Here is a 24171-nt window from a genome sequence, read left to right as displayed (position 1 = left end):
GAAATATACCCAAAAAAAATCTTGTCGAATTATGACAGGTACGAACAGTTATTATGCGCAGGAGCCCACATCCCGACAAGGGAATGCGGGCATTTGTGACAATATTAAGAGGATAAACCAGGAGTTTTGCTGTCTGACTGGCGATTATTTAACGTATCGTCGAGCTTTTTGTGATCCAGCTCTTTCACCCATTTTGCCACGACTACCGTTGCCACACCGTTACCTACGAGGTTGGTTAAGGCACGGGCTTCAGACATAAAGCGGTCAATACCGAGAATCAGCGCCAGACCCGCCACCGGCAGGTGTCCGACCGCGGAAATGGTGGCCGCCAGCACGATAAAGCCACTGCCAGTAACACCTGCGGCCCCTTTAGACGAGAGCAGGAGCACCACCAGCAGGGTAACCTGATGGAAAATGTCCATATGGCTGTTGGTCGCCTGAGCGATAAACACGGCCGCCATTGTCAGGTATATCGAGGTGCCATCAAGGTTGAAGGAGTAGCCCGTCGGAATGACCAGCCCCACCACCGATTTACGGCAGCCCAGCTTTTCCATCTTATCGAGCATGCGCGGCAGGGCCGATTCTGATGAAGAGGTCCCCAGAACAATCAGCAGCTCTTCGCGGATATAACGGATAAATTTGAAAATGCTGAACCCTGCCGCGCGGGCGATTGAGCCCAGCACCACCACCACGAACAGAATACAGGTGATATAGAAGCAGATGATGAGCTGGCCCAACTGCACCAGGGTACCCACGCCGTACTTACCGATGGTGAATGCCATCGCACCGAAGGCCCCAATAGGCGCCAGGCGCATGATCATATTGATGATGCCGAAGATGACCTGCGAGAAGCTTTCGATGACGTTAAAGATCAGCTGGCCTTTGTTGCCCAGACGGTGCAGGGCAAAGCCAAACATGACGGCAAACAGCAGCACCTGCAGAATGTTGCCGCTGGCAAATGCACCGATGACGCTGCCTGGGATAACGTCCAGCAGGAAGGCCACTACCCCCTGGTCTTTCGCCTGATCGGCGTACACCGCGACCGCTTTAGCATCCAGCGTCGACGGGTCAACGTTCATCCCCGCGCCGGGCTGCACCACGTTCACGATGATAAGACCAATAATCAGCGCAAGGGTACTGACCACTTCGAAATAGAGAAGCGCCACTGCACCGGTACGGCCTACCGCCTTCATGCTTTCCATGCCAGCGATGCCCGTCACGACGGTACAGAAGATCACCGGGGCGATGACCATTTTGATGAGCTTAACGAATGCGTCGCCAAGCGGTTTCATTTGTGCGCCAAGTTCAGGGTAATAGTGACCAAGCAAAATACCGATTGCGATGGCTGTCAGGACCTGAAAATAGAGACTTTTGAAGAGTGAGGTTTTCATAGGGTGTCCTTGGGAAGAAAAACCACAGGCTTTGTAAGGTTATGGTTAACCTGCGGCTCTAAAATAACACCCGTATAACAGGACAGAAATAAACCCAGTTCAAATTTGAAACACAAATGTTAAGAACTTTGAGCTGGCTCGCACAAGCCAGCAACAAAATTACACGTTTGCGCTATTGTCCCCACCGGAAAGGTAGCGTTGTTCAAAGACATCCGACGGAACAGCCGGTGCAAACAGGAAGCCCTGTCCGCCCTCCACGCCCGCTTCAGCCAGCCAGGTGCGCTGCGCGTCTGTCTCAATCCCTTCGGCAATCAGCTGCAGTTTCAGGCTGCGGGCCAGCTGGATAATGGCCTGGACCATGCTGCTGTCTTCCGGCAACCCTTCAACAAAGGCTTTGTCGATTTTCAGCACATCCACCGGCAGGGTTTTCATATGCTGGAGCTGACGCAGCCCGGCATAGCCCATACCGAAATCGTCCAGCGCGATGCGTATACCGGCATTACGCAGCGGTTTCAGAATCGCGACCGCCTCATTAGGATCGTCAATACGCCGGCTTTCCGTGACTTCCAGCGTCAGCGTATCAGGCTTGATCCGGTAACGATGGATCAGCTCCAGCATCTCAGACACCATGGTCGGATGCATCAGCTGCAGGGCGGACAAGTTGACCGACAGCGGGAGCGTCACGCCTCGTTCCTGCCAGGCAGCAAGCTGACGGCACGACTCCTCCAGCACCCAGTAACCGACGGTGACCATCAGGCCACAGGATTCGATGCGCTCAATGAGCCCTTCCGGCAATTCCCATGAACCATCCGGCTGCTGCACGCGCAGCAGCGCTTCCGCGCTGATCACCTCGCCCGTCAGCAAATTCACCTGCGGCTGGAGCCAGAGGGCAAACTGACGGTTATCCAGCGCGGTCAAAATGTCGCTCTCTTCCGTCAGGCGCTGCTGCGCCCTTTCCATCTGTTCCGGGTCGAAGAACTGGATCTGATTTTTCCCTTTGCGCCGGGCGGTAAACGCCGCCGAGAAAGCACGACGGTAAAGCTGTTCCGCCGTTAAGTCTCCGTAGTACATCGCAATACCGATGCTGGCGCTTGGACGAAGCTGGATGCCCTGAATCGGCAGCCGCTCATTAATGACAGTGAGTACTTGCTGACCTAACGTGATCGCATGCCACGGCTCTTTCACGCCGTTGGCAATCACCACCAGGTCATACCCGCTGACCTGGGTCAGCACCATGCGCGGGGCCAGCACGGACTTCACTTTCTCCACCAGCGTCAGGAGCAGCATTTCACGCTGGTTCTCTTTGAGCACGCCGGCGGTGTCCTGCAGGGTTTCACAGGCGATCACCATCAGCGCGGTGGTTTGCTGGCGGGCAACAGTCTGTTCCAGCATCGCCATCAGGAAGGCTTTATTGGGCAGCTCCGACACCGGGAAGCGCGTGGCGCTGCTGTTCAGCTCATCCTGCTGGCGCTGCATCCGCTGCTGGTTGAGGTTATAGCTGCGTACCAGCATACCAATCTCGTCATCATGATGAAGACGCGGCAGCGGAAGCTGATGCCCCACCTGGTCCTGCGGTGAAAGCGTGTTCAACTCCCGGGCAATCCGGCGTAGCGGATGCACAATCAGACGGTTAATACACCAGGTCAGCGCCACGCTCAGAATAAGCGTCATAAGTAAGCAAGTGGTCACTAACGTGACAACCCAGCTCATGACGAATTTGTACATGCGGTACGAGTCCGCCTGCAGAACAAGGTAGGCCAACGGCTGTGGATTCGCGGGACGCTCAAGCGAATAGACCGGCAGCGAAATCTGCACCGGCAGTTCAAACAGTCGCATCACCATCATGGGGACCGGTCGCTCGGGGATAAAACTCATCCGCAGCGCCTGAAACTGATTGGGTAACACCACGTCTGCGCGGCTCACGACACCGGCAGGCTGAATGCGTTTTAAAATGGTTTCCGCTTCGGGAATATCCCCTTTCAAAATAGAGGCAGAGAGCGGGCCACGCACCGAGCGGGCAATACTTTCTAATTGCGAAGCCGTGTTATAGCGATTCTGCTGTACGGAATGAAACAGCAAAATTACGCAAAAAAGGAGTACAAACAGCATTGTGACGGCAGAAACCATCGCCATCTGTTTGATAGTTAAGGAACGGCTGACACGCAAAATGACTCTCCACAAAACTCGAAGCGCAGGGCGCACCAGGGTGTAAACCTGGTGCGCCTGAGTATACCCGATTGCTGTACTTTTAAGAGAGACTTACAAATGGATTAAGTTAAATCCGATTACCAGTCCGCGTAAGGGATCAGCGGCTGCGGCGGTAAGTCCATATCGCCCTGCCAGCCTGCAGCAGAGTAGCGTACATAAAGCAGTGCGTGGCTTGGGGTATAATCTTTTGCTTCCTGAATATCCACACCGAGACCCACAAACCAGTTGGACGTGACCCGGCGCTCGATAATGGCCCGTGCGGTATAACCCGTGCCTGAGGAGCTGCTGCCGGTTTCCATTTCGCCTCTGTCGGTGTAACGACCGGGCTCATCGGTCGGAATCAGTCCCTGAATGGGGTAGCGCATCACGTCGTTAGTTTTAGAATGAGACCATGACACCGATCCGCCCAGCTCCCAGGACCAGTTCTCGGTACGTTTACGCCAGGTGACAGGCAACGCGAAGGAGACATACTCCTGCGGGCTGTAATAACCGCCCTGACCCAGGGTATAACCGCTCAGATCTTTATCGTAGTGCCAGAGCATGTTGCTCACGCCGACGGTCAGACGCTCATTGTTTTGATTGATGAGCTTGTAGTAGTAACCGGTCATCCAGCGGACGCGCCAGTTATCTTCCACATTTTTACCCGTCAGCGTTTCCGCATTCAGGCTCGACCAGACGCCGTGCGCCTCACCTTTGTCATAACTGATGCTCGCGCCACCGCCGGTTGCGCGCACGCCGCCCCAGGTGGTGCCGGTGTTGGTATCTTTTTGCCCGGCAAAGGCGAGCAGAGAGCTGGAGATCGGGCGACGATGGGCGTTAACGGTATAACCGATTGGCCCCAGGTCACTGCTGTAGCTTACACCACCGACCGCGTCGACAACGTCAAAGCCCATCGGCGTGGTACCAATATCCCACGCCCAGGTTTTGTTCTGCCAGCCCACGGCAATACTCGCGCCATTTGCTGACTGATGCGTGTTGCCACTACACGGCGTTTCGTAACAGGTGCCCCATTTCGGATCGTAGGTACCGTTATCGGTGGAAAAGGACCCGGCATCCATATTGACCAAATCGCTACGCAGGAACATACGGCCATCCGCCAGTGGCGCATCCGCCTGTAACATGGTGGTATGCGCTTTAAGATCGGAATAGCCGCCGGTGCCGCTGGAGCCCCAGTAATCGTGCTGCAGCGTGACGTTAACATCCTGCTGACGGTACAAATCACCGGCGTCGCTACGCACGCCGCGTTTCAGCCAGTCGTCTTTTTCGTCGTTACGCGTCAGGCGGGTAAAGCTGTCATTGTCAGCCGGACGTGTCGTCGTGACGCCTGACGACACCATCGCATCTTTATACGTTTCCAGTGCCTGCTGAGGCTGACCATTTTGCGTCTGGAAACGGGCGGCATCACGTAATACCAGTGCGTTTTCCATAGATGCAGGCTGTGATTTCGCCTGAGGAATAATCTTGCTGAACGTCTGCTCTGCGGCGGCGGAATCCCCAAGGCCTGCCTGCGCCATCGCGATCCGGCGCTGCATATTGAGCGACAGCGGCTCTCCGTTTTGCGCGGCAGGCAGTTTTGCCAGCGCGGCACGGGCTGCCTCTTTGTTGCCCTGGGCGCTATACACTTCGGTCAGACCGAGGATCGCATCTTCGTTCTGCGGTTCACGCTCCAGCACGGTGTTATAAGCCGTTTTCGCGGATTCCAGATCGCCACGCTGCTGCGCCCAGTCCGCAAGGGTTAAGTCGATACGGGTAGAGGACGGCTGCTGGCGAAGGAGGTTTTCCGCCTCCTGCTCTTTGCCGCTGTCGCGGAGTCGGTTTGCCGTTTCCAGCGTCTGGTTACTCTGCAGGCGGTCGGCAAGCTCCTTAATATTGGCGTTCCACTGGCTGCGCGGAAGCGTCTCCAGATGCGTGAGCGCGGCCCGGTCCTGATCGTTTCCGGAGAGATACAACCCACTGGCATACACCTGTTCCGGATCGGACGGTTTCTGGCTGGCAAGCTGGCGCATCAGGTTATCCGCCTGGCTGCGCTGGCCCGCGCTATAGAGATCGCGCGACAGACGGTAGGTTATCCAGACGTCGCCCGGAGAGAGTGCCAGACGACGACGCTGAATTTCCGCCGCCTGAGCGTATTGGCCCTGGTTTTCCAGCTGTTCCGCCTGGGCTGACAGCTGCTCGTTGGTCAGGCTACGTTCAATGTCATCAATGCTTCGGCGCTGGCTGGCAGAGAGCGACTGGATAAACTGCGCGGCCTTTTCCGGGGACTGCGCACGATAAACATTGGCAAGGCCACGAACGGCATTGCTGTTACCGTTGTCCATACGCAGCGCCTGACGGTAATAACGTTCCGCCGCAGCCGTGTCTTTACGCGCCGCCGCGGCATCTCCCAGCCCCAGCACCGCATAACTGTCGGTATTGTCGAGGGCACGCGCCTGCTGGTAATAACGTTCCGCCTGCGCCGTATTGTTCGCTTTCAGGGCGGTATCACCCTGCTGGATCAGCAGCCAGTAGCGGTTAACTTTCAGCAAACTGTCCCATTTGCCGCGGTTATCGCTCTGCGGATCGAGGGCGATCGCCTTTTCAAACTGCGCCACCGCACGGGCGCGATCGCCTTTCTGAGAGTACGCCTGTCCAAGCGCGCCCACGGCTTCGCTGTCGGCATGATTTGCGCTGACCGCTTTTTGCAGATCCGCCACCGCCTTATCGCCCTGCCCGGCATCCACCGCCGCCAGCCCTTGCGCTTTTGCACGGAACGTTGGATCGGCGAGCTGTTTTTGCTGCGTATCAAGTTGGGTACGTGCCGCCGCTACGCTGTCGCCGTCGCTGAAGACGCTCAGGTATTTTTGCAGCGCGCTGACGCTGGCGTTGCTGACAGGCTGATCTTTGATCTGCTCATACCACATATCAGATGCCTGGCTGCGGCCATTGCTGGATTTGGCCATCTCCTGCAACACCGCAAAGCCTTCATCGCGGCGTCCGGTCTGGAACAGGAGCTGGGCCAGCGTGCCCTGCAGCTGCGTATTGCCCGGGCTGCTGGCGTTAATTTTCTTCAGCTGATTGATGGCGACGCTACGGCGGGCAGGATCTTTCGCCACAACATTCCAGTATTCCGTCGCCACGTCACCGCCCGGCGGATTACCGTCAAAAAGCTTGTCATAGGCCGCAATGGCCTCCTGAGTATGACCCGTTGTAGCCAGTAACCGGGCCTGCTGTAACTGCTGACGGCCTTCAGGCGTAGAAAGCAGCATCGTATTGCGCGAGGACTGATACGCACTGGAGCCCGGCGCGATCCCTTTCAGACGATCCAGCTCTTTTTGCGCACCGGCGTTATCACCCTGACGAAGCAGGTAACGAAAGCGCGCCGCAATGACGTCGGGGTTGTTCGGGTCAATCAGCTCAAGGCGGTAGAGCGACTGACGAACCAAATCCTCACGCTGCGTCGATTCACCCAGCCGCACCTGTTGCAGCAGCTGTTGCTGCTGCGGGGAGTTAGCGGCCTGAGCCAGCGGCATCAGTGCCAGGCTAAGCGATAAACTGAGTAGATTTACTGTGAAGTTGCGCATTCCTGGCCCCAGTCCGGTATTAATTCACCTTGAGCGGTGAAGCGAAAACGATGCTGATCCCATCCTTGCCCGAAGAGAGTCAGTACGTAGCTGTAATAGGCATTATTATCGGGAAAATTATCTGCAACGCGCTGGCGCTGTACCGCCTGCGCATCACGCTGCTGTAAAAAAGGCAGCATCGCAGCGGAAAAGCCGACCGGCCCCTTGCCCGCAGGCTTCCCGCTCGCCACATCCACTTTTTCCGGCGGTACACCGTGTTTCGTGGTCATTGTCGCCATCGGCCGGAAGCGTGTAAGCAACCGGGCTTTCTGGGCGTCTTTGTCACTCATCATTCCGACCCAGAGGTAGACGCGGATGGCGTCGTAGCCGCCCACCAGCGATTTATCCTGCTGCAAATGCCAGCCTCTGTTTTTTTGATACTGCACCCAGTCCGGCGAAAACCCCTTTGGCGCCGTTTCCAGCAACAAGCGCAGGTTGGTTTCACGAAGGGTCGTCCACGGGGCACCAAAGCGCGTGAAATAGCTCGCTATCTGCGGAGGAAGATAGCTGGGGTTAAAGCGCCAGGCTTGCTCCTCGGCAAAACCGACCTTCCCGGGCAGCAGCATGGAGCCGAGTCCCGGTACTTTCACCACTTCCTCATGGGCAATGCGTTTAAGGAGCGCCTTACCCGTGCGGGTATAGTCCGGATGTTTCCACAGCCGGCCCGCCTCAAGCAGTGACCAGGCAATCCAGACATCGGCATCCGAGGCGGAGTTGGTATCGATTATCGCCCAGTTGTCGTGGTCTTTCTGACCCCATAGCCAGCCGGGCAAATTATCGTTCAGATTGCCCCCGGCCAGGTTGTCGCGCGTCCACGTCAGCAATTGATCAAAGGCTTTGCGATCGTTCGCGGCCAGGGCAAAGAACAACGCATAGCTTTGCCCTTCCGACGTGGTGATTTTGCGCGTGTCGCTGGGATCAATGACACGCCCGCTCTCACTGATGTAATCCTTTTTAAACTGCTCCCAGGCAGGCCAGGTGCAGGCGGCGCGAAGAGGGATCGCCGCCAGCATCAACGCTGCTAACACACACCAGCGAAACGCTTTCATCACCTGTTACTCATCCGGGTTAAGGCGACGACGGCTGATGATACGCAGCAGACGCCACAGCACCCACGCCAGCAACACCACGCTGACGGCGGCCAGGATAGCCAGCAGAACCGGATGGTTAGCCAGCGCATACCACAGACGCTCGAACCACGGCAGATGGCCCACGTAGTACACATCCCCCACGCGCAGGCTATTGACCCCAGACTCGCGGATCACCGCCACCGAACCAAACATCGCGGCACGTTTGCCGCTGTCGTTCATCGCGCTGTTGAGTAACGCATACCCACGCGGACTGTCCGCCAGGAGCGCCACTACGCTACGCTGCTCGTTGTAAGGTGACTGGAAGCCAACCACCGCGGCCATTGGTCCCTGAGACGTAACGGTTGTCTGCACGCTGGCCTGACGATCGTTGATATCCGGCATAATGCTCGGGAACTCGGTCTGACGCAGTGGCGTGTTAACCCAGGACTGCGCCGCTTTGACCAGCAGATCGATACGCTTGTCATCCTTCAGCTTATCCGGGATGTTACCGATCACCATGATGTCCGCGTCTTTGTTCTGGATCTGGCTACCATCGTCAGTCAACGTGACGTTAATTGCCGGTAATCCGGTCTGCGCACCCACGGACGCCATGGTGTCCAGCAGGGTCGTCACCTGGCCCTCATTTGGCGCTTTTGGCATGACGACAATGGATTCAGAGAGATCGGCCATACGGCTGAACGGGAAGCTGGCATTGGCAAATGCACGCAGGTCCGGCATGGCAAGGAAGTGATAATACTTCGAGAAGTCGATGGTTGACTCATCACCAATCACAACGTGGTTCTGTACTTGCTGGAAGGTGATGCAGTTATCCACCGAGCCGCCGGGCATCGGGTTCATGTACTGGAAATCAAAGCGCAGCTGGTTGATCGCCCCAAGCTTCAGCGCCGGAATAGAGACGTCCGTTTTCCCGTCCAGCAGCCCCTGCAACACCGGCAGACGGAGCATCAGTCGGTTAGTATCCTGCGTGCTTGTCAGACTGAAAGATTGCAGGAACTGGTTGTTCAGGCTGATATCCATGCGCGAGCTGTCTTTGGTTGCCGGCGCGGTGTAACGGTAGCTCAGATTGATATCAATGCCGTTGGTGCGCAGCAGGTACAGGTCTGGCGGCAGATTCAGTGACAGACTAATCGGGGCTGGCTCAAGCCCCGTCGCCTGAAGCTGTTCTTCATACGTTTTCAGTTCGCCAAACGTGACGGCACGGTCAGTACGCACCCAGTTTGGTGCATCATAAGGTTTACGCGGCAGCAGCGGTTTAACCTCATCCACCACCACGCTGTTTCCACGGAACAGAACGTTACCCTGGGCAATGCCCTTGGCCGCCTGCACGAGGTCTTTATCATCACGCCCGAAGACCACCAGCAGCTTCACGTACGGGTTATCCGGGTGGCTCATCATCTCTATGGTCGGCGCTTTTACGTCCGGGTGATCGCGCAGGAAGGCAGGACGTTTCGCGTTGGTCGCAAACACGATCGCGTTTCTGTCCGGCATTTTGTCGTACATCACCGGGAAGTTCTGCCCGCGCCAGCCGGAACGTGAACCAAACCACGATGCCACAATGGTGGCCGCCAGCTGCTCGGTGACGTCCGGAGACGCCGCAAACACCATTGGCAGCACTAACTGACGATTATCACGCGGATCAAAGAACGGAACCGGGAACGACGAGAGGTCGTTTTTCAGCGCCAGCGACTGGTAGGTCATCTGCAGCGAAGAGTTGCGTCCTACGTCTACCCACAGGGTATTGCTGGCAGGGTTCTCACAGACGTCACGGTAGTGACCGACAAACTCCAGACGTATGCGGTTAAAGTCGGTGATGAAAAGAGGGTTAATCGGCACCTGGGCCTGTGTTTTCTTACCCAGTTGCTCTTTTGTGACGGGCAGGACGTCCATCAGCTCATCATTCAGGTAAACCTTCAGCTGAGACTGTACCGGCAACAGCGACGGCGATGGCGTGTATTCAAGGTTCAGCATGGCGTGAGAGACAACCTCATCGCTGCGCATACCGAACTCAATGCCGCCGTTAGGGTTAATACCGCGCAACACCATGCTGCCCGGCGGCGGCGCAATCTGCGCAAAGCTCAGCTTCACGTCCCGTGACGGGGCATCTTCCGCGACAATAGGCGCGTTTGCTCCCTGTACGCCCGGCATCACCTGACCGACGACATTGCTGTCTGCCGGCAGGGTGTTGCCGTCCGTAGGCTGGTTCGGAATGACGTTTTCCGTTTGACCGGGTGCCGCGGTGATAACCGGATCGGTCGCCTGGGCGACCACAGGTACCGTCGGAGCAGGCGTTGCCGCTGCGTTATCGGGTGCTGCGTTAGCCATCGTTGTGGGGAGCGCACTTACCCCCATTGCCACTGCACATAACCAGGAAAGTTTAGTTTTCATCGCGTTATCATCATTGTTGAGCCATAACCGGGTCCGCCTGCTTCGCCTCATCCCGCTCGGGACGACGAGGAACGAACGATACGATCCAGGAAACCAGCGAAGTAAGGGACCGGAAAATTAATTTCACCGACGACGGGGCAAATTCTGCAAGGTGACGATAGCCACGGAACCCCAGCTTCAGAATATCCAGCAGGCTTTCCAGAGGTTTATCTTCCGGGAAGCTGTCCTGCCAGAGAGCCCACGTGTCCGCGCGGGCAAACGTACACTGCACAAAATCAATATGTTGCTTTTTCGTCAGCGGCATCAGTTGCAGACCGACTTCATTACCGGCTACACGTACCACCTGCGTCGGGAAGACGTACTCCTGCTGGCCGCGCTTCAGCAGCAGGTTAACCTTCTGCCCTTCCAGCACCTTCGCCTGACCGTTGATTTTTATCCCCAGACCACCGTCTGAGAAGTCGTGCACGGTACAGGAGAAGAGGTGACCATCTTCACGGGCGATTGCCGCAGGCATGCAGATTTCCACGCGATGCGCACGGCGGACCTGTTTGCTCTCCACCGACACCGCAACCGCGCCGCCGAGGATAATCAGGTTGTAGAACACCCATGCCATGCTCACGAACACGGTCAGGATCTCGTTTTCCGGGCCGTAGAAATAGCGCCAGATACCGGCAATCACGCCCACGATATTCAGCAACACCAGGAAGATGTACGGCCGGGAGATGACCCAGTCGACATACTCCTCTTCCACCAGACCGCCCTTCGCGGTGACGTTGAATTTACCTTTGTGCGGGTTGATCAGCGCCACCATCGTCGGCGGCGCGATGTACCAGGCCAGCACCGTTTCGTAGATTTCACTCCAGAACGAATGGCGGTATTTACCCTGAATCTTCGAGTTCGTCAGGCTCGCGTGAATCATGTGCGGCAGAACAAACAGCGCAATCATCAGCGCAGGCGCGTAGATGATATAGGCGTGAAGAAGCAGGAATGCCAGCGGCGCGGTCAGGAAGATGAGGCGCGGGATACCGGACAGGAAGTGGAACATGGCGTTGACGTAGCACAGACGCTGCGCGAGTTTCAGCCCTTTCCCAATCAGGGGGTTATCGAGACGGAAAATCTGCACCATGCCGCGCGCCCAGCGAATACGCTGGCCGATGTGCGCCGAGAGAGATTCCGTTGCCAGACCCGCGGCCTGCGGAATACGCATATACGCGGAGGTGTAGCCCCGACGGTGCAGGCGCAGCGAGGTATGCGCATCTTCGGTGACCGTTTCGACGGCAATGCCACCGATCTCATCCAGCGGTTTACGGCGAATAACCGCACAGGAACCGCAGAAGAAGGTCGCATCCCACATGTCGTTCCCGTCCTGCACCAGGCCATAGAACAGCGTGCCTTCGTTAGGGGTTTTACGGAAACGGCCAAGGTTACGTTCAAATGGATCCGGCGAGAAGAAGTGGTGCGGCGTCTGCATCATCGCCAGCTCTTTCTCCTTCAGGAACCAGCCCATCGTCATCTGCAGGAACGAGCGCGTCGGCACGTGGTCGCAGTCAAAGATTGAGACAAACTCACCTTTGGCATACTTGAGGGCGTTATTGATGTTCCCGGCCTTGGCGTGTTCATGCGTGGTACGGGCGATGTACTCGACACCCACCTCTTCCGCGAACTGGCGGAACGCCGGGCGGCCGCCGTCATCCAGGACCCAGATTTTGAGTTTATCTTTCGGCCAGTCGATACCCAGCGCGGCGTAAATCGTGTTTTTTACCACGCTCAGGTCTTCGTTGTAGGTCGGCACGAAGAGATCGACAGACGGCCATTGTGACGTGTCTTTTGGCAGCGGAACCGGCTGACGGTTGAGCGGCCAGATGACCTGGAAATACCCCAGCACCAGTACAACCCAGGCGTACGTTTCCGCAAACAGCAGAACCAGACCGCACACCAGGCTGACCGGGTCATCCCAGTTAAGCGTTGAGGTGTAACGCCACCAGATGTAGCGACAGGAGACGGTCAGCGACAGCACTATCAGCATCAGGGCGGAGAAGCGTCCCGGGATACGGCGCACCAGCAATGCCACGCCCCACAGCAGGATCAGGAAGGTGAACTGCGCCAGGGGGTTAAAGGGTTGCGTAATACAGACCAGGGCCAGAATGAGCGAGAAAACGACGATTACGCCGAGTATAAAACGCCGCAAGCCCGGGTGCAGATGCCCGAGCTCTTTATGGTTATCCAGATGGCTGGTCTTGTCACCCACGCGGTCAGGCAAACTGTCCAGCCACTGGTGATAGCGCTCACGTAAATGTTGCACGCGGGAGAAGCTGCGCCAGCGCGGCGCTTTGTTTTCTGAGCGGGACGACGTGGCCACCAGCCAGACTGCCTGAATGATATAACGCGCCGGATCCAACGGTCGCGGGCGGTCGGGATGAATATGCGGATATAACTCACTGTGCTGCGCACGAATGCGCTGCCAGCGCGGGTGTTCGAGGGGAATGAACGTCCAGGCCAGAATCATCCAGAAGCAGCCGAGCGCGGCGCTGAATGCCGAAGCTCCGTGCCGGCGAAAATGCCGGTAATGTTCGCTCAGACGCGAACTGACCGGCGGGATGAGTAACCAGCTGGCGAGACGGCTCATACAGAACTCCCTGCAGGCTCTGCCCCTTTGGCAAAGTGCAGCAGACACCAGTTCGCCAGCGTCAGGATCTCTTCTGCCGCCAGGGAATCGCTGCGGTATTCACCGAGTGGCTGTTTGGAGGCCAGGCATTCCGCCATGCCCTCATCACGATGGATAACAATCGGCAGCAGACGGCGCTGGCTTTGCAGCCAAACCTGATACAGATCGTCCTGGATCTGGCTGCCAATGCGTAAATCGTTAATCAGGATATGACCATTTTCAGGCAACCCTTGCTGATGCAGACGGATATGGCAATTCGCGTCGACGTTCACAATCGACAGCACGCGATCGCACTGCGCCATAAGCTGTCGGGTCAGCGTGCCGGCGCCGTGCGGCAGATCCAGAAGGATCCACTTATAATGGCCTTTTTCTTTCAGCTCCTGCAGCGCGACGGTGAACTGGGAAAACAGACGCTGATAGGCAGCTTCATTTTCACGCTCGGTAGTGGTCAATTGGCCAAAGGGCAGTACATCAAGCTGCGAGGTATAACGCATACCCGCATCGCGCCAGTCTTTATCATCAAGCAGCGCGCGAGCCCAACCCTCTGTACGCGTAAAGTCGACATTAAACGACATGCGCAGCAAATTATCGGCACAGGCGTCAATCACCAATACCGATTCACCTAAAAGCTGTAATGACCACGCCAGCGCCGCGGTAACGGATGTTGTACCTACTCCACCACGGACGCCCTGTAATCCTAGTATGGCCATCAATGGCTCCCTTATTGTTGTTGGGCAAATTCAGCTAATAGCGGCCAACGTTTAATAGCCGCGGCCAACTGTTCCCGCTGGGAAATGTCGGTGTAATCTATTTCAGGTAATGAAAACGCCTGCGTCAGCGCCAGAAAGTCGTTCTGGAATGTGTAACCCAGGGTTGAGTCGACTGGGGTGCCGGGTTCGTTATTATCCATTCTATTCCATCCCTTTGAGTAAAATCGCACAATCAGAAGTAGCGAGGCTTCCTGCCCTATCAAATTTCATTTACATGCTAAATCTGATGTTCTTTAATTTCAATGTTAGGTTTATTTCTACGCTTTCGCTAGTAAACTGAGATACAGAGAAATTAAACGAAAAGAGGGACACCGTGGACTCCATATTTTCTATTGGCATCCAGTCATTATGGGACGAATTGAGCCACATGCCAGTCGGAGGAGTCTGGTGGATTAATACGGATCGTAATGAAGATGCTATCAGTCTGGTAAACAAGACAATTGCCGCTCAGGGCAAGGATTCCCGCGTGGCCGTCGTGAGCATGGGCGAAGAGCCAAAGAAAATTATCACCCTTGAAAACGATCGCGGTCCGCAGACGGTGCGATTATTTTCCATGCCTGCGGAGGCCGATAGTCTATACTTTTTGTCCCGCGACATTCAGTGCTCTATTGATCCGGATCACTATCTGGTGATTCTGAAATGCTCAAATAACGCCCTGCAAAATATCCCTGCTGAAAAACTACTGCCCTGGCTGGAAAAAATCAATAAATGGGCAAAATTTCAAAATTGCACGCTATTGATAGTCAATCCTGGCAGTAATAACGACAAACTGTTTTCCCTTTTAATGGGCGAATATCGCTCCCTGTTTGGTCTGGCGAGTCTTCGGAACCAGGCAGACAGCTATCTCTACGATATTGCGTTCTGGTGTAATGAAAAAGGCGTAAGCGCCAGACAACAGCTCACCCTTAAACATATTGAGGGCGAATGGCACCTGGCGCAGCAGGAAGAAACCGTGGTGCAACCGCGCAGCGATGAAAAACGAATCCTGAGCCATATTGCCGTTTTAGAGGGGGCGCCTGCGCTCTCGGAAAATTGGTCGTTGTTTGATTCTAACGAAGCGCTTTTTAATGAAGCTCGCACAACCCAGGCGGCAACCATTGTTTTTTCGCTCATGCAAAATAACCAGATTGAAACGCTGGCGCGACAGATCCATACCTTACGTCGCCAGCGCGGAAGCGCCTTAAAAATAGTGGTGCGCGAAAATAACACCAGCCTTCGCGCCACGGATGAGCGCCTGCTTCTGGGCTGCGGTGCCAATATGGTCATTCCGTGGAATGCGCCGTTATCACGCTGCCTGACGCTTCTCGAAAGCGTTCAGGGTCAGCAGTTCAACCGTCACGTACCGGAAGATATCTCCACCCTGCTCTCCATGACGCAGCCGATGAAGCTGCGCGGATACCAGAAATGGGATACCTTCTGCGACGCCGTCGGCAACATGATGAGCAACACGCTGCTTCCTGCAGACGGGAAAGGGGTGATGGTTGCCCTGCGCCCGGTACCGGGTATCCGCGTTGAACAGGCGCTCACGTTATGCCGTCCGAACCGCACAGGAGACATCATGACCATCGGCGACAACCGCCTGGTGCTGTTCTTGTCCTTCTGCCGGATAAACGATCTTGATACCGCCCTTAACCATATCTTCCCCCTGCCAACCGGGGATATTTTCTCGAACCGTATGATCTGGTTCGAAGATAATTCTATCAGTGCAGAGCTGGTGCAGATGCGCGCCCTCGAGCCTGAACAATGGGCGAAACCGCTCACCGTGAAGAGCGATGCCAAACCGATTCTCAACGCCCGACATGACGGACACGTCTGGCGGCGAATACCGGAACCCCTTCGCCTGTTAACTGAGAATGGGGAGAACGCACCATCATGAATATCAGCGATATCATTCAACTGGTCGTATTCTGTGCGCTGATCTTTTTCCCGCTTGGCTACTATGCACGCCATTCCATACGCCGTATCCGCGATACGGCCAGAGTGCTGTTTGTAAAACCTCGCTATGTAAAACCAGCCGGAACACTGACACGGGCATCACACGTCAAGGCAGACCGAAAACATGACTAATTCTACCTATACCGCTTCGTCACCATCGCCGCTCTGGCAATACTGGCGCGGCCTTTCCGGCTGGAACTTCTACTTTCTGGTGAAGTTTGGTCTGCTGTGGGCAGGCTATCTGAATTTCCATCCCCTGCTCAACCTGGTGTTTATGGCTTTCCTGCTGATGCCTTTGCCCAATATCAGGCTGCATCGCTTGCGTCACTGGATTGCTATCCCTGTCGGCTTTGCTCTGTTCTGGCATGACACCTGGCTGCCGGGACCGGACAGTATTATGAGCCAGGGCTCGCAGGTGGCAGGGTTTAGCGCCAGCTATGTCCTTGACCTGACCGAGCGCTTTATTAACTGGCAAATGATAGGTGCCGTCTTTGTGCTGCTGGTAGCCTGGCTGTTCCTGTCACAATGGATCCGCGTCACGGTATTTGTCGTCGCCATTATGATCTGGCTGAACGTGCTGACGCTTGCAGGTCCAGACTTCTCCCTGTGGCCCGCGGGTCAACCCACGACCACGGTGACCACTACCGGGGGAAGTGCAGCGGCAACCGTCACGACGGCAGGTGATACGCCTGTGGTCGGCGATATCCCGACGCAGACCGCACCGCCGACGTCCACTAACCTGAACGCCTGGCTCTCCAGCTTCTATACCGCGGAAGATAAACGTCAGACCAAATTCCCGGAAGCCCTGCCGGCGGATGCTCAGCCGTTTGAGCTGCTGGTGATCAACATCTGTTCACTCTCCTGGGCTGACGTCGATGCCGCGGGTTTGATGTCTCACCCGCTGTGGTCCCATTTCGATATCCAGTTTAAAGACTTTAACTCTGCCACTTCGTACAGCGGCCCGGCGGCAATTCGCCTGCTTCGCGCAAGCTGCGGTCAGACATCGCATAAGAACCTGTATCAACCCGCCGGCAACCAGTGTTATCTGTTCGATAACCTCTCAAAACTGGGCTTCACGCAGCATCTGATGCTGGGACATAACGGCCAGTTCGGTAACTTCCTGAAAGAGGTGCGCGAACAGGGTGGTATGCAGGCACAGCTGATGGATCAAACCGGACTGCCGGTCACTCTGCTGGGCTTTGACGGTTCACCTGTTTATGACGATACCGCCGTGCTGCAACGCTGGCTGAAGACCATCGAAAAAGACAGTAATCCGCGCAGTGCAACGTTCTACAACACGCTGCCGCTTCACGATGGTAACCACTTCCCTGGCGTGAGCAAAACGGCCGATTATAAAGTTCGTGCGCAGAAATTCTTCGATGAACTGGACGCGTTCTTTACGGAGCTGGATAAATCGGGCCGTAAAGTGATGGTGGTTGTGGTACCTGAACACGGCGCCGCGCTGAAAGGCGACAGAATGCAGGTGTCAGGTCTGCGTGATATCCCTAGCCCGTCTATTACCAACGTACCGGCAGGCATTAAATTCTTTGGTATGAAGGCACCTCATCAGGGCGCACCGATTGAGATCGCTCAGCCAACCAGCTATCTGGCCATTTCAGAACTGGTTGCCCGCGCGGTTGACGGCAAACTGTTTGTGGAAGACAGCGTGAACTGGGATCAGCTCACCAGTAACCTGCCGCAAACTGCCGAAGTCTCTGAGAACGCGAACGCGGTTGTGATTCAGTATCAGAACAAACCGTACGTTCGCCTGAACGGTGGAGACTGGGTACCTTATCCGCAGTAAACCGCATTTCCCTCTCCCCCCAGGGGAGAGGGCTCACCCGTTCCGTTATGGCTGCTCAGCAAGCCATACAAGCATTTTCAGGCTTGCGGAGTAGTAATCATCCTTTGCAGTGATCTCGGGTTCTCCGGATGGCTGTCCCATCGTTAAATCACGTACCGCCAGCAGCCCCCCTTCCATCATGTAAGGCGCATATTCATTGGTCGTCACGTTTACCCATGCGGGAGTTTGTTCGCGGGGGAACTGACCGAACCAGGCTCGCCACGGCGTTAACAGCGGGCTCTTCTTATCGGACCAGGCCAGGTAAAGTGGAATGCGGATCGCGTCGTAGCTCATCCGTGGCGGCCAGGCTTTGGCCGGGGATAGCGTGCCCGTAGAGCCCAGTGAGACCCAGTCCGTGGGAAGTCTGGCTTTACCCGATCCCATTTTTGCCAGCAAGCGATGGCCATCCTGAATCAACTTGCCCCAGACCGGCGAATGGCTGCGGCTGGCAAAGGCCTGCCAGGCCGGGAAGACGAAATAAGAGGGGTTAAGCACGATCTCACCGTCGAGGGTAAACCCCTGGACACCGGGCAGCATTACGCGGTAACCCGCATAACGGGTCACGGTGTGGCTAATGAGTGCTTTCGTTATCGCATCCGATGCGGCGCTGTACTGTTTGTCATGCCAGCGCGTATCCGCTTTCAACAGCGCCCAGGCAATCAGGACATCGCCATCGGCGGCGTTATTTTTGTCAGCAATCGGGTTGGACTCGGCAGGGTTATAACGCCAGTAAAACAGACCATTTTCTTTGTTCTTCAGCGTACTGTCAGTCCATTTCCAGAGCTTATCGAACGTGGTTTTATCGTCGTTAGCCACCGCCATCAGCATGGCGAAGCCCTGGCCTTCAGTATGCGAAACATTACCGTTGCCGGTATCGACAATCCGCCCTTCCGGCGTAAAGAAGCGTGCTTTGTAACTCTCCCAGGCCTGGCCCGCCTGAGAGAGGGGGGAGAACAGTAAACTCATCATGACGGCCAGAGCGGCGCATGCGGGTTTTCGCATAATGGGTTATTCCGCGCTGCGCAGTGAAATCTCACCGCCCACCCAGGGTTTGATCACGCCATCCTGCTCCAGGAGCAACGCGCCCTGTGCGTCGATGCCGCGGGAAATACCGTAGATCTCTTTATCACCAATCAGCAATTTCACCGGACGGTTAATAAAGTTATCCAGCTTTTCCCAACGGGACAGGAAGGATGCCAGCCCCTCTTGTTCAAAGAGCGAAAGCGAACTGCGTAATTCTTTAATCATCCGCACGGCAAGGGTGTTGCGATCGATGGTGATCCCCGCTTCCTGCAGGTTGGTCCACGCCTGATTCACCACGTCATTTTGTACATTGCGCATCACCATATTGAGGCCTGCACCAATGACAATTTGCGCCGCGTCGCCTGTTTTACCCGTTAATTCAACGAGAATACCGGCAAGTTTACGATCGTTCAGATAAAGATCGTTTGGCCATTTCACCCGCACCTTATCAGCGCCCAGATCGTGCAGCACTTCCGCCATCACAATCCCGATGACCAGACTCAGGCCAACAGCAGCAGCGGGACCCTGCTCCAGACGCCAGTACATGGAGAGATAGAGGTTGGCACCAAATGGCGAAAACCACTTGCGGCCTCGACGGCCACGCCCGGCCTGCTGGTACTCGGCTACACAGGCATCCCCGGAAGATAATTCGCTGAGTCGATCCATAAGGTACTGGTTGGTCGAATCGATCACCGGCAAGACCGCAACATTGCCATGCTCTACCTGGCTGCGGATCAGCTCTTCATTCAGCAGCTGAATCGGCTCCGGCAGGCTGTAGCCTTTTCCGGGTACCGTAAAGACATCGACACCCCAGTCGCGGAGGGTCTGGATATGCTTGTTAATGGCGGCACGGCTCATGCCCAGGTGTTCACCCAGTTGCTCGCCGGAATGGAATTCACCGTCGGCAAGAATGCTTATCAGGGTTAAAGGGATAGTATTGTCCTTCACGCGATAACCTCCACGGCATTCACTTCACCCGTACGGCCAATGAAGCGGACCTCTGGCTCCAGCCAGACGTTAAATTTTTCGCCCACTTGCTGACGGACGTGATGGGCCAACTGGACAACATCCTCGCTGGTCGCATCGTTTTGATTAATCAGCACCAGAGCCTGCTGGCGATGAACGGCCGCACCGCCCACGGAGGCGCCTTTTAACTGGCATTGATCGATAAGCCAGCCCGCGGCCAGCTTCACGCTACCATCCGCCTGTGGGTAATGGGGTGCGGCAGGCCAACCTGCAAGAAACGCTTGGGCGTTTTCGCTGCTGATAACCGGGTTTTTGAAGAAGCTTCCCGCATTTCCATTCACTTTAGGATCAGGAAGTTTGGTCGTGCGCATATGGCACACCGAGTCAAAAACGTCACGGGCAGTCGCCGTTTCGGGATCGAGACGCGTTAAATCACCGTAGGTCAGCACCGGCTGCCAGTTTTTTGACAGACGCAGGCCTACGGCGACAATCACGTAGCGATCCTGATATTCATGCTTGAAAATACTGTCACGGTAGCCAAAACGGCACTGTTCAGCGGTTAAACGCTGAGCCGCGCCGGTCACCAGCTCAATACAATCTACGTATTCACAAACGTGTTTCAGTTCGATGCCATAGGCACCGATATTTTGAATGGGGGATGATCCGGCGCAGCCAGGGATAAGGGCAAGGTTTTCCAGTCCAGGCATCCCTTTGTCCAGGGTGTATTGTACCAGATGATGCCAGTTTTCACCGGCGCCAACGTGCAGATACCAGCTATCGGCGCGCTCTTCCACATCAATTCCCATGATACGGTTAACGATCACCGTTCCCGCAAAATCATCGAGAAACAGGACATTACTTCCTTCGCCCAGAATCAGTACAGGTTCGTCTTGTTCTGTTGCGCTTTGCCAGGCATCCAGCAGCTGCTGTGCAGTATCGGCACGTACAATTTTATTAGCATTACGTTGAATGCCAAAGGTATTCCAGGGCTTAAGGGAGTGATTCATAGACGCTATCCTGAGACAAAAACCGGGATAGTTTACCGTATATACGGGGGGATAGGTGATTAGTTTAGAGCAACGAGGAAGGGATAAAAACGCAAAAAGGCCATCCTTTCGGATGGCCTCTTCACTTATTTGATGCCTGGCAGTTCCCTACTCTCACATGGGGAGACCCCACACTACCATCGGCGCTACGGCGTTTCACTTCTGAGTTCGGCATGGGGTCAGGTGGGACCACCGCGCTAAAGCCGCCAGGCAAATTCTGTTATCTGTATCAGCTGAAAATCGTCTCTCACCGCCAAAACATCTTCGGCGTTGTAAGGTTAAGCCTCACGGTTCATTAGTATCGGTTAGCTCAACGCATCGCTGCGCTTACACACCCGACCTATCAACGTCGTAGTCTTCAACGTTCCTTCAGGAGACTTAAAGTCTCAGGGAGAACTCATCTCGGGGCAAGTTTCGTGCTTAGATGCTTTCAGCACTTATCTCTTCCGCATTTAGCTACCGGGCAGTGCCATTGGCATGACAACCCGAACACCAGTGATGCGTCCACTCCGGTCCTCTCGTACTAGGAGCAGCCCCCCTCAATTCTCCAGCGCCCACGGCAGATAGGGACCGAACTGTCTCACGACGTTCTAAACCCAGCTCGCGTACCACTTTAAATGGCGAACAGCCATACCCTTGGGACCTACTTCAGCCCCAGGATGTGATGAGCCGACATCGAGGTGCCAAACACCGCCGTCGATATGAACTCTTGGGCGGTATCAGCCTGTTATCCCCGGAGTACCTTTTATCCGTTGAGCGATGGCCCTTCCATTCAGAACCACCGGATCACTATGACCTGCTTTCGCACCTGCTCGAGCCGTCACTCTCGCAGTCAAGCTAGCTTATGCCATTGCACTAACCTCCTGATGTCCGACCAGGATTAGCTAACCTTCGTGCTCCTCCGTTACTCTTTGGGAGGAGACCGCCCCAGTCAAACTACCCACCAGACACTGTCCGCAACCCGGATTACGGGTCTACGTTAGAACACCAGCCATTAAAGGGTGGTATTTCAAGGTTGGCTCCACGCAGACTGGCGTCCACGCTTCAAAGCCTCCCACCTATCCTACACATCAAGGACCAGTGTTCAGTGTCAAGCTATAGTAAAGGTTCACGGGGTCTTTCCGTCTTGCCGCGGGTACACTGCATCTTCACAGCGAGTTCAATTTCACTGAGTCTCGGGTGGAGACAGCCTGGCCATCATTACGCCATTCGTGCAGGTCGGAACTTACCCGACAAGGAATTTCGCTACCTTAGGACCGTTATAGTTACGGCCGCCGTTTACCGGGGCTTCGATCAAGAGCTTCGCGTTACCGCTAACCCCATCAATTAACCTTCCGGCACCGGGCAGGCGTCACACCGTATACGTCCACTTTCGTGTTTGCACAGTGCTGTGTTTTTAATAAACAGTTGCAGCCAGCTGGTATCTTCGACTGATTTCAGCTCCACCCGCAGGGGCTTCACCTACATATCAGCGTGCCTTCTCCCGAAGTTACGGCACCATTTTGCCTAGTTCCTTCACCCGAGTTCTCTCAAGCGCCTTGGTATTCTCTACCTGACCACCTGTGTCGGTTTGGGGTACGATTTGATGTTACCTGATGCTTAGAGGCTTTTCCTGGAAGCAGGGCATTTGTTACTTCAGCACCGTAGTGCCTCGTCATCACACCTCAGCGTTAATAAGGAACCGGATTTACCTGGAACCTCCGCCTACATGCTTAAACCGGGACAACCGTCGCCCGGCTAACATAGCCTTCTCCGTCCCCCCTTCGCAGTAACACCAAGTACAGGAATATTAACCTGTTTCCCATCGACTACGCCTTTCGGCCTCGCCTTAGGGGTCGACTCACCCTGCCCCGATTAACGTTGGACAGGAACCCTTGGTCTTCCGGCGAGCGGGCTTTTCACCCGCTTTATCGTTACTTATGTCAGCATTCGCACTTCTGATACCTCCAGCACCCCTCACAGGACACCTTCAACGGCTTACAGAACGCTCCCCTACCCAACAACACATAGTGTCGCTGCCGCAGCTTCGGTGCATGGTTTAGCCCCGTTACATCTTCCGCGCAGGCCGACTCGACCAGTGAGCTATTACGCTTTCTTTAAATGATGGCTGCTTCTAAGCCAACATCCTGGCTGTCTGTGCCTTCCCACATCGTTTCCCACTTAACCATGACTTTGGGACCTTAGCTGGCGGTCTGGGTTGTTTCCCTCTTCACGACGGACGTTAGCACCCGCCGTGTGTCTCCCGTGATAACATTCTTCGGTATTCGTAGTTTGCATCGGGTTGGTAAGCCGGGATGGCCCCCTAGCCGAAACAGTGCTCTACCCCCGAAGATGAGTTCACGAGGCGCTACCTAAATAGCTTTCGGGGAGAACCAGCTATCTCCCGGTTTGATTGGCCTTTCACCCCCAGCCACAAGTCATCCGCTAATTTTTCAACATTAGTCGGTTCGGTCCTCCAGTTAGTGTTACCCAACCTTCAACCTGCCCATGGCTAGATCACCGGGTTTCGGGTCTATACCCTGCAACTTAACGCCCAGTTAAGACTCGGTTTCCCTTCGGCTCCCCTATACGGTTAACCTTGCTACAGAATATAAGTCGCTGACCCATTATACAAAAGGTACGCAGTCACCCCATAAAAGAGGCTCCCACTGCTTGTACGTACACGGTTTCAGGTTCTTTTTCACTCCCCTCGCCGGGGTTCTTTTCGCCTTTCCCTCACGGTACTGGTTCACTATCGGTCAGTCAGGAGTATTTAGCCTTGGAGGATGGTCCCCCCATATTCAGACAGGATACCACGTGTCCCGCCCTACTCTTCGAGTTCACAGCCTGTGTGCTTTCGTGTACGGGACTGTCACCCTGTACCGTGCGACTTTCCAGACGCTTCCACTAACACACAAGCTGATTCAGACTCTGGGCTGCTCCCCGTTCGCTCGCCGCTACTGGGGGAATCTCGGTTGATTTCTTTTCCTCGGGGTACTTAGATGTTTCAGTTCCCCCGGTTCGCCTCGTTAACCTATGTATTCAGTTAACGATAGTGTGTCGGAACACACTGGGTTTCCCCATTCGGACATCGCCGGGTCAAAGGTTCATATCACCTCGCCGGCGCTTTTCGCAGATTAGCACGTCCTTCATCGCCTCTGACTGCCAGGGCATCCACCGTGTACGCTTAGTCGCTTAACCTCACAACCCGAAGATGTTTCTTTCGATTCATCACCGGTTTGCGAAAATTTGAGAGACTCGAACACACAT

At 55.4% G+C, this 24171-nt stretch carries 14 protein-coding genes and 2 rRNA genes; 3 read left to right on the top strand and 13 right to left on the bottom strand.

All coding sequences use genetic code 11. From position 1 onward, the window contains the following. Nucleotides 1-104: 104 nt before the first annotated feature. From F8561_RS17335 to bcsR, 8 genes are all read right to left on the bottom strand, one after another. Nucleotides 105-1391 (bottom strand): dicarboxylate/amino acid:cation symporter, encoded by a 1287-nt coding sequence (locus F8561_RS17335; protein ID WP_014172087.1) that lies wholly within the window; start codon nt 1389-1391, stop codon nt 105-107. 159 nt (nt 1392-1550) lie between these two features. After that, the gene (gene hmsP, locus F8561_RS17330; RefSeq protein WP_025202803.1) at nt 1551-3557 is read right to left on the bottom strand and encodes a biofilm formation regulator HmsP; all 2007 of its coding nucleotides are present in this window, start codon (nt 3555-3557) and stop codon (nt 1551-1553) included. Nucleotides 3558-3676: 119 nt separating this feature from the next. Continuing rightward, complete coding sequence (bcsC, locus tag F8561_RS17325) at nt 3677-7159, bottom strand: cellulose synthase complex outer membrane protein BcsC (protein ID WP_151887724.1); 3483 nt, start codon at nt 7157-7159, stop codon at nt 3677-3679. Next, a complete protein-coding gene (gene bcsZ, locus F8561_RS17320) occupies nt 7141-8247 on the bottom strand; it encodes a cellulose synthase complex periplasmic endoglucanase BcsZ (RefSeq protein ID WP_151887754.1) in 1107 nt (368 codons plus the stop codon). The genes bcsC and bcsZ overlap by 19 nt, the downstream gene beginning before the upstream one ends. A 6-nt stretch (nt 8248-8253) precedes the next feature. Then, a complete protein-coding gene (bcsB, locus tag F8561_RS17315; protein WP_041162902.1) occupies nt 8254-10674 on the bottom strand; it encodes a cellulose biosynthesis cyclic di-GMP-binding regulatory protein BcsB in 2421 nt (806 codons plus the stop codon). 10 nt (nt 10675-10684) lie between these two features. Continuing rightward, nucleotides 10685-13300, bottom strand: coding sequence for a UDP-forming cellulose synthase catalytic subunit (gene bcsA, locus F8561_RS17310; RefSeq protein ID WP_025202799.1), 2616 nt, complete (start codon nt 13298-13300; stop codon nt 10685-10687). Beyond that, nucleotides 13297-14049, bottom strand: coding sequence for a cellulose biosynthesis protein BcsQ (gene bcsQ / locus F8561_RS17305; RefSeq protein ID WP_025202798.1), 753 nt, complete (start codon nt 14047-14049; stop codon nt 13297-13299). Before bcsQ ends, bcsA begins: the two co-directional genes overlap by 4 nt. A gap of 11 nt (nt 14050-14060) precedes the next feature. Beyond that, nucleotides 14061-14249, bottom strand: coding sequence for a cellulose biosynthesis protein BcsR (gene bcsR, locus F8561_RS17300; RefSeq protein ID WP_020884481.1), 189 nt, complete (start codon nt 14247-14249; stop codon nt 14061-14063). Between the two features lie 173 nt (nt 14250-14422). Between bcsR and bcsE the strand changes: the two genes are divergently transcribed. Genes bcsE through bcsG form a run of 3 tightly spaced genes read left to right on the top strand, consistent with a single transcriptional unit; the run spans nt 14423 to nt 17848 of the window. Then, a complete protein-coding gene (bcsE, locus tag F8561_RS17295; protein WP_020884480.1) occupies nt 14423-15985 on the top strand; it encodes a cellulose biosynthesis c-di-GMP-binding protein BcsE in 1563 nt (520 codons plus the stop codon). Further along, the gene (gene bcsF / locus F8561_RS17290) at nt 15979-16176 is read left to right on the top strand and encodes a cellulose biosynthesis protein BcsF (RefSeq protein WP_025202797.1); all 198 of its coding nucleotides are present in this window, start codon (nt 15979-15981) and stop codon (nt 16174-16176) included. Before bcsE ends, bcsF begins: the two co-directional genes overlap by 7 nt. Beyond that, nucleotides 16169-17848 carry a cellulose biosynthesis protein BcsG gene (gene bcsG / locus F8561_RS17285; protein ID WP_020884479.1) on the top strand — a complete coding sequence of 560 codons (1680 nt, stop codon included), beginning with the start codon at nt 16169-16171 and terminating at the stop codon, nt 17846-17848. The genes bcsF and bcsG overlap by 8 nt, the downstream gene beginning before the upstream one ends. Nucleotides 17849-17893: 45 nt before the next feature. Here bcsG and F8561_RS17280 read toward each other — a convergent pair whose 3' ends face one another. The 5 genes from F8561_RS17280 to F8561_RS17260 form a co-directional block, all read right to left on the bottom strand. Next, the gene (locus tag F8561_RS17280) at nt 17894-18889 is read right to left on the bottom strand and encodes a glycosyl hydrolase family 8 (RefSeq protein WP_040018274.1); all 996 of its coding nucleotides are present in this window, start codon (nt 18887-18889) and stop codon (nt 17894-17896) included. A 6-nt stretch (nt 18890-18895) separates the two neighbouring features. After that, a complete protein-coding gene (birA, locus tag F8561_RS17275; protein WP_032680102.1) occupies nt 18896-19858 on the bottom strand; it encodes a bifunctional biotin--[acetyl-CoA-carboxylase] ligase/biotin operon repressor BirA in 963 nt (320 codons plus the stop codon). Beyond that, nucleotides 19855-20883 carry a UDP-N-acetylmuramate dehydrogenase gene (gene murB, locus F8561_RS17270; RefSeq protein ID WP_151887723.1) on the bottom strand — a complete coding sequence of 343 codons (1029 nt, stop codon included), beginning with the start codon at nt 20881-20883 and terminating at the stop codon, nt 19855-19857. The genes birA and murB overlap by 4 nt, the downstream gene beginning before the upstream one ends. Nucleotides 20884-21017: 134 nt before the next feature. After that, nucleotides 21018-21133: ribosomal RNA gene (gene rrf / locus F8561_RS17265) — 5S ribosomal RNA — on the bottom strand. 63 nt (nt 21134-21196) lie between these two features. Beyond that, nucleotides 21197-24102 (bottom strand): 23S ribosomal RNA (locus tag F8561_RS17260). Nucleotides 24103-24171: the final 69 nt, after the last annotated feature.

The sequence above is a fragment of the Enterobacter sp. 198 genome, assembly GCF_009025585.1.
In the GTDB taxonomy this organism is placed as follows: domain Bacteria; phylum Pseudomonadota; class Gammaproteobacteria; order Enterobacterales; family Enterobacteriaceae; genus Enterobacter; species Enterobacter ludwigii.
Note: the sequence above shows the minus strand (reverse complement) of the source record. Positions and strands in the feature narration are given on the sequence as shown.